This is a genomic window from Streptococcus parasanguinis (assembly GCF_001578955.1).
Classification (GTDB): Bacteria; Bacillota; Bacilli; order Lactobacillales; family Streptococcaceae; genus Streptococcus; species Streptococcus parasanguinis_U.
Window position 1 is genome coordinate 273663 of record NZ_KQ969689.1, and the last position, 10334, is coordinate 283996.

A 10334-nucleotide genomic window follows, 5' to 3' on the forward strand; every position below is an offset into this window, starting at 1 on the left:
ACTTTTGTCCCAGCCTCTTTTTGATTTATTCATGGTCTTGTGTGTGCGATTTCTGGTTTGACAAAGAGTCGCTCATCACCAAGATCAATAAGGGATACTGGTGCTTCATAAAATTGGCTAAGGACATGGGGAGTTAGGATGTTTTCCTTTGGTCCTTGCTCGACCACTTGGCCATGTTTGAGTAAGAGGACATGGGTCATGTCTGTTGTAATTTCCTCGGCATGGTGGGTGACGTAAATCATGGTAGGCGCGTGATCCAGTTGTTTGATATGATGGATCTGACGGAGGAGTTTTTCTCTGGCAAAGAGATCCAGTCCACTAGAAGCTTCGTCAAAAATGATCAGATCTGGCTGGTCCATGAGGCTTCGTGCAATGAGAACGGTCTGCTTTTCTCCCTGGGAGAGCTCTCGGTATTTGCGGCCGATCAAAGAGCTAGCCCCAATTGAAGTCAGCATATCCCGTGCCCAATTTAGTTCTTCCTCTCCGTATGCAGCATATAAAATACTACTCTTGTAGTGACCGGTTAGGACAATTTGTTCTGCCAAAAGATGCTCTGGCAGTCTTTCTGAAATAAAAGAGCTTACGATTCCAATACGCTTCCGCAACTCAGGAATTCCTCCTTCTCCAAAGCGAGTTCCAAGGACCGTTACCTGGCCAGAACTAGCCCAGTATTCAGACATGAGCAGTTTGAGGAGGGTCGATTTTCCTGCTCCATTTAAGCCTAAAATCGCCCAACATTCATTTTCTTTTACTTGCCAGTTAATCTCTTTTAAAAGGGCTTTTCCATTGCGGATCAAATTGACGTCTTGTAGTTCAATCAAATTATTCATATCTTCATCCTTTTGATTAAAATCCCCTTTATTCTATCATAAAATATGGTAGAATAGAAAACAGGAGGTAAGGAATGTTTCGAAATAGTAAATTGTTATTCTGGACATGTGAGATCTTATTATTGACGGTGATTTTCTATATTTGGAAATCAATGGGGACTTTAATTTCTCCATTTGTATCTGTTCTGAATACCATCCTCTTACCATTTTTAATTGCAGGTTTTTTATATTACATTACCAATCCGATTGTTGAATTGTTGGAAAAACACTTAAAAATCAAGCGTGTGTTTGGGATTTTGATCACCTTAGTACTGTTATTTGGGCTCATTGGCTTAGGGATCTTTTATCTGCTTCCTATCTTAATCAATCAGTTAACCAGCTTGATCAATTCGACTCAAGGACTTTACTGGGAAGTTCAGAGTTTGGTTCGAAAACTCTCAACCAATCCTTTGTTCCAGAATGTGAATATCCAATCGACGATTCAGCAGTTGAATCTTTCTTATATGGATATCCTTCAAAATCTCTTGAATAGTGTGACTAACAGTTTAGGCAGTGTGGTTAACACCATTGTCAATACGGTCTTTATCTTGATCATGACACCGATCTTCTTGGTTTATTTCTTGATTGATGGGAAGAAGTTATTGCCGATGTTGGAGCGGACCATTTTACGCAATGACAAACTCCACATCTCAAGCCTCTTGGTTAGTTTGAATGAAACCGTCTCGCGCTATATTAGTGGGATTTCGATCGATGCCTTGATCATTGGGACCCTAGCCTACATTGGCTATAGTTTTATTGGATTGAAGTACGCTTTGGTCTTTGCCATTTTTTCTGGATTGGCCAATCTCATTCCATATGTAGGACCAACCATTGGTTTGATTCCGATGATCATCACCTATGCCTTCACAGATGTGGATATGATGATCAAAGCAGTCATTTACATGTTGATTATCCAGCAGATCGATGGGAATATTCTTTATCCGCGTATCGTTGGAGGCGTGATGAAGGTTCACCCGATTACCATTATGGTTCTCTTATTGCTCTCAAGTAATATCTATGGAATTATCGGGATGGTTGTCGCGATTCCAGTCTATTCGATTGGAAAAGAAATTGTAAAATTCTTGGTGAATCTTTATGATAACCACCGTGTTGCTAAGGAACAGAAGAAAAAAGAAGAATTTGGAATCATTAATAAATCCTAGACTCTAGTGCCTATAAGGGCCTTGGAGTCTTTTTTGTATATTTTTTGAAAAATAGTCAACAAGCTCAATAAAATATGTTAAAATATAAGAGATTTTGAATTAAAATATGAAATTAGGTAGGAAAAGATGAGACTGCTCTTATCCAAAAAACAGAGACGCCAATTGCAATTATTAGAAATCTTGATTAAGGAAAAAAGATGGTTCCACTTGAAAGAGTTGGCCAAGCGTTTGGATTGTACGGAACGTTCGTTAAAAGAAGATTTGTCTAATCTTCGTAGCACTTTTGATGACTTTATAATTGAATCATCTACCAATGGAATCAAACTTAGTTATGAGGATTCGGTTGGGCTTGAGGTAATTTACCATCACTTTTTTAAAGAATCACAAGCATTCGCATTGATTGAATATCTCTTTTTCCACAAGGATGTTTCCAATGAATATATTTGCAGGAAGTTTGATCTGAGTCACCAATCTTTCTACCGCTTGATTCGGACGATTAATCAGAAGCTTCAAACCAAATACAATATAAAGATTGATTTGAAACCCTTGAACCTTGTCGGAGATGAGATTGACGTTCGTTTCTTTTATGCCCAATATTTTGCAGAGCGTTATTACTATATGGAATGGCCTTTCCCAGAATTTAAGGAAGAGGCTGTGACCGACTTGATCACCTTCTTCTTCAAACTCTATGGCTATCCATTGACTTTCTCTGTCCTCAGGTCTTATAAAGTTCTTTTGACAGTCTACTTATCACGTATTAAGCAGGGCTATTTTATTGACATGCCAACGAACTATGATGTGTATAAGGACCAGTATCAAGGGGTGACCAATGTCGAGGAGATGTTGCGCTACTTTAGCTTGCAGCTGGGTGTCGAGTTGAATGGAAAAGTGCTGGAGCAGTTCTTCATTATCTTTATTCAAGAGAATTTCTATTTCAGCCCTGAAAGCCTGATTGAAGCTGCAGCAACAGACTCTTATGCAAAAAAATCGACAACTCTCATTAAAGACATGTTCAGGGAGCTATGTTATACCTATGATTTAGATATTGAAAATCTAGATGAGATGTTGATGCATGTCCATAATACGTCACATCTCGGTCGGAAAGAATTATTCTCCGAGTTCCTCTTATTTGATATCAAGACCAATACGAACGAAGATTTCAAGAGCATCTTCCCAGTCTTTTATGATGATTTGAGAAACTATTTAATCATCTATATGAAGACCATGAAGCATGATTTGAATGAGGAGATCCTCAAGCACCTGATATATACGGTTTACACTCACTGGGAGCGTCTCTTACCGCAGTTATTGCGACGTCGGAAATCCATTAAGGTCTTAATTATTAGTCGTTTTGATGATCACCATGCCAAATCCATGATCGATTTTCTTAATTTTTACTGTACGGATAACTTTGAATTTACGCAGATGATCAAGTATAATCTAACAGTGGATGATATCGAGAATTCGGACGCAGATGTTGTGGTAGCTAACTTTATGATACCGAAATTAAAGAGAAAAACCTTTATCTGTACAAGTAGTCTCTCATTACTTGGGCTAGTCGAAAAACTCAACGCATTCTTTTATGATTTTACTAGTGCAGAACACTAAAATCAGGACCTGTTCCTGATTTTTTGATGGGAAAAAAAGAAATTGATATATAAGAATGCAGGCTCTCATATTTTGTGGTATAATATACAATATTATATACTGGAGGAAATTATCCATGGAAGACCCTGGCAGTCAGGAAATTTTACTGGAATTTATTTTATTGATTGTTTTGACATTGTTGAATGCCTTTTTCTCGGCAACTGAAATGTCAATGGTATCGTTGAATCGCTCTCGTGTTGAGCAAAAAGCTGAAGAAGGAGATAAAAAATACATTCGTCTTCTTAGCGTATTGGAACAACCCAACCATTTCTTATCTACCATTCAGGTGGGGATCACCTTGATTACTATTTTATCTGGGGCGAGTCTTGCAGATAGCCTTGGTCATGTCATTGCTAGATGGATGGGCAACACTAAAACAGCTCTTGCAGCTGGAAGCTTTTTATCTCTAGCATTTTTGACTTATATTTCGATCGTGTTTGGCGAACTCTATCCGAAACGAATTGCTATGAACTTAAAAGATGAATTAGCGGTTCGAACAGCTCCGATTGTCATTCTATTAGGAAAAATTGTCAGTCCCTTTGTTTGGTTGCTTTCAGCGTCGACCAATCTTTTGAGCCGTATCACGCCAATGGAATTCGATGATCCGGATGAAAAGATGACGCGGGATGAAATCGAGTATATGCTGACCAATAGTGAAGCAACACTAGATGCGGACGAGATTGAGATGCTTCAAGGGATCTTTTCATTAGATGAAATGGTAGCGCGTGAAGTCATGGTGCCACGGACAGATGCCTTCATGGTTGATATCAATGATGATACCAAAGAAATTATTGAAAGTATCCTTAAGCAAAACTTTTCACGGATTCCTGTCTATGATGATGACAAGGACAATGTCATCGGCCTCATCCATACCAAACGTCTCTTGAATGAAGGATTTATCAATGGCTTTGATAATATTGTCTTAAGAAAGATTTTACAAGAACCTTTGTTTGTTCCAGAAACCATTTTTGTGGATGATCTTTTGAAGGAATTGCGCAATACACAAAATCAAATGGCCATTCTGCTTGATGAATATGGTGGAATGTCTGGACTGGTCACTCTTGAAGACCTCTTGGAAGAAATCGTCGGTGAAATTGACGATGAGACTGACAAAGCGGAAATTGATGTCTTTGAAATTGCAGACAATACTTATTTTGTACAAGGAGCCATGTCTCTAAATGACTTTAACGAATATTTTGATGTTGAGTTGGAAAGTGATGATGTGGATACCATTGCAGGCTATTACCTGACAGAGGTTGGGCGAATTCCAACCTTGAAAGAGCGACTCAGCTGTGAAGTCGATAGTCAAAAGAAACACTTGATCTTGACTAATGACAAGGTGAAAAATGGTCGTGTGACCAAGGTAAAAGTTGAAATTTCTGAAATCGTCGAAGAAGATGAAGAAAGCAAATCAAAAGAAGATTAGAAAATAGAGGTTTGGACGTGTTCCAGCCTCTTTTTTTTCTTGTCAGGGCTAGTTGAATTTTCAAAAAATTTTAAAAATTTCTGAAATAGTCTTGACAGCCAAAAAAAATTAAGGTAAGATAATACCCATAAATAAAGAAAGCAGAAAATAAACATGAAGCAACAAGCCATTTCCATTCAAAAATTTTACTTTAGCTACTTTAGATAGTGTTTGTAGACATGATCTCATGGATGCAAACAACCCAAGCAATTTGTTTGTATCTATGTGGCTAAGATTTTTGATGATGGTCCATAGAGCTAGTATCTAAATGGACCGAGGTTTTGTAACTTGTTGGAGAATTTCAGCATCCGTTTAGAGAATGGTCTAAGCGGATTTTTTGTTTATTTGCAGAAAAGGAGTCAAAAAATGAAAGTAGTGAAGAAATTACTAGCACCTGTCCTGGTTGTAGGACTTCTGTTAACATCATTGGTGACCTTACACCATCTGAAGGATGCTAAAAAGGACAATGTCTTTCGGATTGGGATTTCCCAGTACATCACCCATAAGTCACTCGATGCAACAAGAAAAGGCTTTATCGAAGAGTTGAAGAAAGAGGGCTATGTGGATGGGAAAAATATCCAAATTGATTTTCAAAATGCTCAAGGGGAGCAACGAAATCTGAAAAACATTTCCAAACAATTGGCGGAAGAAAGTGATCTAGTCTTTGCGATTGCAACACCTTCGGCTCAAAGTGTGGCCAATACGACGAAAACAACGCCGGTTGTCTTCTCAGCTGTGACCGACCCATTGGCAGCGAAATTGGTGAAAAACTTGAAAGAGCCTGGTGGCAATATCACAGGGACAAGTGACCAGTCAGACGATGCGATCTCTACACAGGTGGATATGATTAAGCAAGTACTTCCAACGGCGAAAACAGTTGGGATCCTCTATACGCAAAGTGAGCCTAACTCAGTTGTCCAAAAAGACAATGCGAAGAAGATCCTTGAAGCTAAAGGCTATCAAGTGGTTGAAAAAACCATCCTCGATAGTAACAATGTGAAAGCTGCAGCAGACAGTATCATGTCAGAAGCAGATATCGTCTTTGTTCCGACAGACAATATTATCTCTTCTACAATGGACACTGTCAAACAGGTTTCTATCAGCCATAAGGTGCCAGTTTTTGGTGGATCTGCTGAAATGGTAGCTACTGGTGGCTTGTACAACTTTGGTACTGATTATGAGGAATTGGGAAGACAAGCTGCTCGGATGGCCATTCGCATCATGAAGGGTGAGAAACCCGGCAAAGTCGCAGTTGAAACACCTGAAAAATTAGAATTGCATACCAATAAAGAGATGGCTAAAGAGCTTGGAATTGATATTAGCTCGTTGAAGGTAGAAAAATAGGAGGTTTGAGATGAATTTCGTTTTATCAAGTTTATCAGAAGGTTTATTGTGGTCGATCATGGCGATCGGTGTTTACTTAACATTTCGAATTTTAGATATTGCCGACATGACGGCAGAAGGAGCCTTTCCACTTGGTGCAGCAGTTGTAGCCTCCCAAATTCAAGCAGGAAGAAACCCTTGGCTTGCAACCTTGTTGGGCTTTTTAGCAGGGATGATTGCAGGCTTGGTCTCTGGGATTCTCCATACAAAAATGAAAATTCCAGCCCTTTTGACAGGGATTGTCACTTTGACGGGTCTCTACTCTATCAATATCAAAATTATGGGAGGGGTTCCTAACCTTTCTATTGGAGACGCAGGTACCATTTTCAAGAGTGTCATGAAATTTGGACTTTCGAATGAAGAAGCTGTCTTTTTGATTAGTATTTCCTGCTTGATCATCGTCTGTATCTTGTTGACCCTCTTGATGAAGACGCAACTTGGCTTGGTTTTGCGCTCGACAGGTGATAACATCCCAATGAGTGAGGCTAATGGGGTCAATGTAGATAACATGAAGATGTTGGGCTACATGATTTCGAACGGCTTGATTGCACTTTGTGGTGCTATGTTCGCTCAAAATGATGGTTTCTCTGATGTCACTTCTGGGACAGGGACGATCGTGGTTGGCTTGAGTGCGGTGATTATCGCTGAGGTTTTGATCCACGAATTGACCATTGGCTGGCGCTCGCTTTCAATCGGGGTTGGAGCCATTGTTTACCGTTTGATTATTTTAAATATTTACGAGATTCCAAATCTCGATCAAAATATGGTTCGTCTCTTCAATGCGCTCTTGCTCGCGATTGTCTTGTTCGCTCCTGAGGCGCAAAAACGTCTTCGAGTTCGCGGATTGAAGTTAGGAAATAAGTAGGAGAAAAGTATGGCAACATTATTATCAATTGAAGGTATTCATAAGACGTTTGAAGCAGGGACGGTCAATGAAAATCATGTCCTCAAAGGCTTGGACCTCCAAGTGGAAGAGGGGGATTTCATTTCGGTCATCGGTGGAAATGGAGCTGGGAAATCAACCTTGATGAACATCTTAGCAGGAAATCTAGTCGTGGATGAAGGGGATATCTTGCTAGAGGGTAACTCTATCAAAAATACGAGTGTTCGTAAGCGTGCGAAAGATATTGCGCGTGTCTTCCAAGATCCTAAGATGGGGACGGCTTCTCGTTTGACCATTGAAGAAAATATGGCCATTGCACAACGTCGTGGAAAATCTCGTGGTTTGGGCTGGGGCGTACGGGAGAAGGATCGCGAGTTATTCCGTGATGCCTTGAAGGAACTGAATATTGGTTTAGAGAACCGTCTCAAAGTCGATACTCAATATCTATCTGGTGGGCAACGTCAAGCTTTGACCTTGGTCATGGCTGCCTTGGTTAGACCCAAACTCTTGCTTCTGGATGAACATACCGCAGCGCTCGATCCCAAGACCAGTGAAATGGTCATGGAATTGACACAAAAGATCGTGGAAAGCCATGATTTGACAACCTTGATGATTACGCATGATATGAATCATGCAATTGAATACGGCAACCGCTTGATCATGCTCTACCAAGGCAAGATCGTTGTCGACGTCAAAGGAGAAGAAAAGAAAAACTTAACGGTTGAAGATTTGATGCGCCTCTTCCAACAAAACAGTGGTGAAACTTTGGTGAGTGATGAATTGGTCTTAGGATAAAATAAAAGGAGTTTTCACTAAACTCCCTTTGTTTCGGTAATTCCGTCTCCATAAGCTATTAAAATGTTCATGGAGACCTCTTTGACCAGGAAATCCTGGATCCGCAACGAAAATATCAATGTTGTGTGCATTCGAAATAGATTTCCAATTAGAAAATTTTTCCCACAATCAAAAGTTATAGACTTAAAGAGATGGTTAGGGACTTTAGACAACCATTGATTAATGGAAGCATCAAAATCACTTGCTTTCTGTCCATTGGTTTTCAGTATGATGAAGGCATTTGAGAAGCATTCTGGTAAGGTAATGACTTTTTCTCCTGCAATTGTATCCCCTTCTAGATGATCGAATTCTGTCTTAAAATCGGGATAAATGTCTGCTTTCTCACGGAATTTATAAGAAAAGCTTGTTTTCCACGAGTTTTCTTTCTGCCCATTTGGCTTTCGCTTTCCTATCCAAGGAAGGTCCATCTTGTCCAAAATACCAATATCAGCTAAACGATAGGGTGTTCTCATGGAGCAAGAAATCTTATCCTTAATGACATCAAGGCTCCAACTTTGTTCCAAAATACAGGACAGATAGTTCCATATTGGAAACTGTACTAGGACAATGAAAAATACTGAAAAGAACAGTTTCTTTTCAAAAAGAGGCTTAAACTCTTTAAAATAGATGGAATCGTGTTATAATAAAGTCATAAAACGTTTTCAAGAGAAGAGGTTCCTCAATGGAAAATGAAACAGTTGACTATGGAAAAGTAACAGGAATGGTACACTCAACAGAAAGTTTTGGGGCAGTAGACGGGCCTGGGATCCGCTTTATTGTCTTCCTTCAAGGCTGTCAAATGCGGTGTCAATACTGCCACAATCCAGATACTTGGGCAATGGAAACCAACAAGTCCCGTGAACGGACAGTGGATGATGTCCTAGAAGAAGCCCTCCGCTATCGTGGATTTTGGGGCCAAAAAGGGGGAATCACTGTCAGTGGCGGAGAAGCCCTCTTGCAGATTGACTTCTTGATTGCACTTTTCACCAAGGCTCAAGAGTTGGGAATTCATTGTACCTTGGATACCTGTGCCCTTCCTTTCCGGAATACCCCTCGCTACCTGGAAAAATTTGACAAACTGATGGCAGTGACCGATTTGGTGCTTCTTGATATCAAGGAAATTAACGATGAACGGCACAAAATTGTGACCAGCCATACCAATAAAACGATCTTAGCTTGTGCTAAGTACTTGTCTGATATTGGAAAACCAGTCTGGATTCGCCACGTTTTGGTGCCAGGTTTGACGGACCGAGATGATGACTTGATCGAGCTTGGAAAATTTGTTAAGACCCTGAAAAATGTTGATAAATTTGAAATTCTCCCTTATCATACCATGGGGGAATTCAAATGGCGTGAATTGGGAATTCCCTACAAATTGGAGGGTGTGAAACCACCGACAAAAGAACGGGTCCAAAATGCGAAGGATTTGATGGAAACTGAAAGTTACCAAGATTACCTGAAACGAGTTAAAGGATAATGAAGTTAAGACGGTTGGTGCTTCCAGCTGTCTTTTTCTTACGAAATGAACAACTATTCCCTTTCTTTAAACGGAAAAACGTGCTAAAATAGAGTGACTATAGAAATGAAAATGAAGAGGTAGAAACATGTCAAAAATTCTTGTTTTTGGTCACCAAAACCCTGACTCAGATGCCATTGGTTCATCTGTAGCCTTTGCTTATCTTGCAAAAGAAGCCTATGGTTTGGATACAGAAGCGGTGGCTCTAGGAACTCCAAATGAAGAAACAGCTTTCGTATTAGATTATTTTGGTGTGGAAGCACCACGCGTGATCACATCAGCTAAAGCAGAAGGTGCAGAGCAAGTCATCTTAACAGACCACAATGAATTCCAACAATCTGTTTCAGATATTGCTGAAGTAGAAGTGTATGGTGTGGTGGATCACCACCGTGTGGCTAACTTTGAAACGGCAAGCCCACTTTACATGCGTTTGGAACCAGTTGGATCCGCATCATCTATCGTTTACCGCATGTTCAAAGAACATGGTGTAGCTGTTCCAAAAGAAATCGCAGGTTTGATGCTATCAGGTTTGATTTCAGATACTCTTCTTTTGAAATCTCCAACCACTCACCCA

9 protein-coding genes and 1 pseudogene are annotated in these 10334 nt (G+C 40.0%); 8 read left to right on the forward strand and 2 right to left on the reverse strand.

Annotated features, from left to right (window positions below; genetic code table 11):
* Positions 1-29 precede the first annotated feature (29 nt).
* Positions 30-830, reverse strand: a complete 801-nt coding sequence (locus tag SPADD19_RS01300; RefSeq protein WP_061454998.1) for an ABC transporter ATP-binding protein — start codon at positions 828-830, stop codon at positions 30-32.
* Positions 831-904: 74 nt separating this feature from the next.
* On the opposite strand from SPADD19_RS01300, the gene SPADD19_RS01305 reads away from it, so the two are divergent.
* From SPADD19_RS01305 to SPADD19_RS01330, 6 genes are all read left to right on the forward strand, one after another.
* Positions 905-2032 (forward strand): AI-2E family transporter, encoded by a 1128-nt coding sequence (locus SPADD19_RS01305; protein WP_061454999.1) that lies wholly within the window; start codon positions 905-907, stop codon positions 2030-2032.
* Positions 2033-2158: 126 nt separating this feature from the next.
* A complete protein-coding gene (locus SPADD19_RS01310; RefSeq protein WP_061455000.1) occupies positions 2159-3640 on the forward strand; it encodes an AcpB/EbpR/MafR family transcriptional regulator in 1482 nt (493 codons plus the stop codon).
* 115 nt (positions 3641-3755) lie between these two features.
* A complete protein-coding gene (locus tag SPADD19_RS01315; protein WP_003005271.1) occupies positions 3756-5105 on the forward strand; it encodes a hemolysin family protein in 1350 nt (449 codons plus the stop codon).
* A gap of 405 nt (positions 5106-5510) precedes the next feature.
* Complete coding sequence (locus SPADD19_RS01320) at positions 5511-6488, forward strand: ABC transporter substrate-binding protein (protein ID WP_003005177.1); 978 nt, start codon at positions 5511-5513, stop codon at positions 6486-6488.
* Positions 6489-6498: 10 nt separating this feature from the next.
* Positions 6499-7392: an ABC transporter permease gene (locus tag SPADD19_RS01325; RefSeq protein WP_061455001.1), complete on the forward strand. Its 894-nt coding sequence runs from the start codon at positions 6499-6501 to the stop codon at positions 7390-7392.
* A gap of 9 nt (positions 7393-7401) precedes the next feature.
* Positions 7402-8205, forward strand: a complete 804-nt coding sequence (locus SPADD19_RS01330; protein WP_061455002.1) for an ABC transporter ATP-binding protein — start codon at positions 7402-7404, stop codon at positions 8203-8205.
* 39 nt (positions 8206-8244) lie between these two features.
* Here SPADD19_RS01330 and SPADD19_RS01335 read toward each other — a convergent pair.
* A pseudogene (locus tag SPADD19_RS01335) lies at positions 8245-8771 on the reverse strand (IS30 family transposase); the annotation flags it as partial.
* A gap of 155 nt (positions 8772-8926) precedes the next feature.
* On the opposite strand from SPADD19_RS01335, the gene pflA reads away from it, so the two are divergent.
* Complete coding sequence (pflA, locus tag SPADD19_RS01340) at positions 8927-9721, forward strand: pyruvate formate-lyase-activating protein (protein WP_061455004.1); 795 nt, start codon at positions 8927-8929, stop codon at positions 9719-9721.
* A 127-nt stretch (positions 9722-9848) separates the two neighbouring features.
* The coding region (locus SPADD19_RS12275) for a DHH family phosphoesterase (protein ID WP_241496387.1) at positions 9849-10334 on the forward strand (486 nt) is incomplete at its 3' end.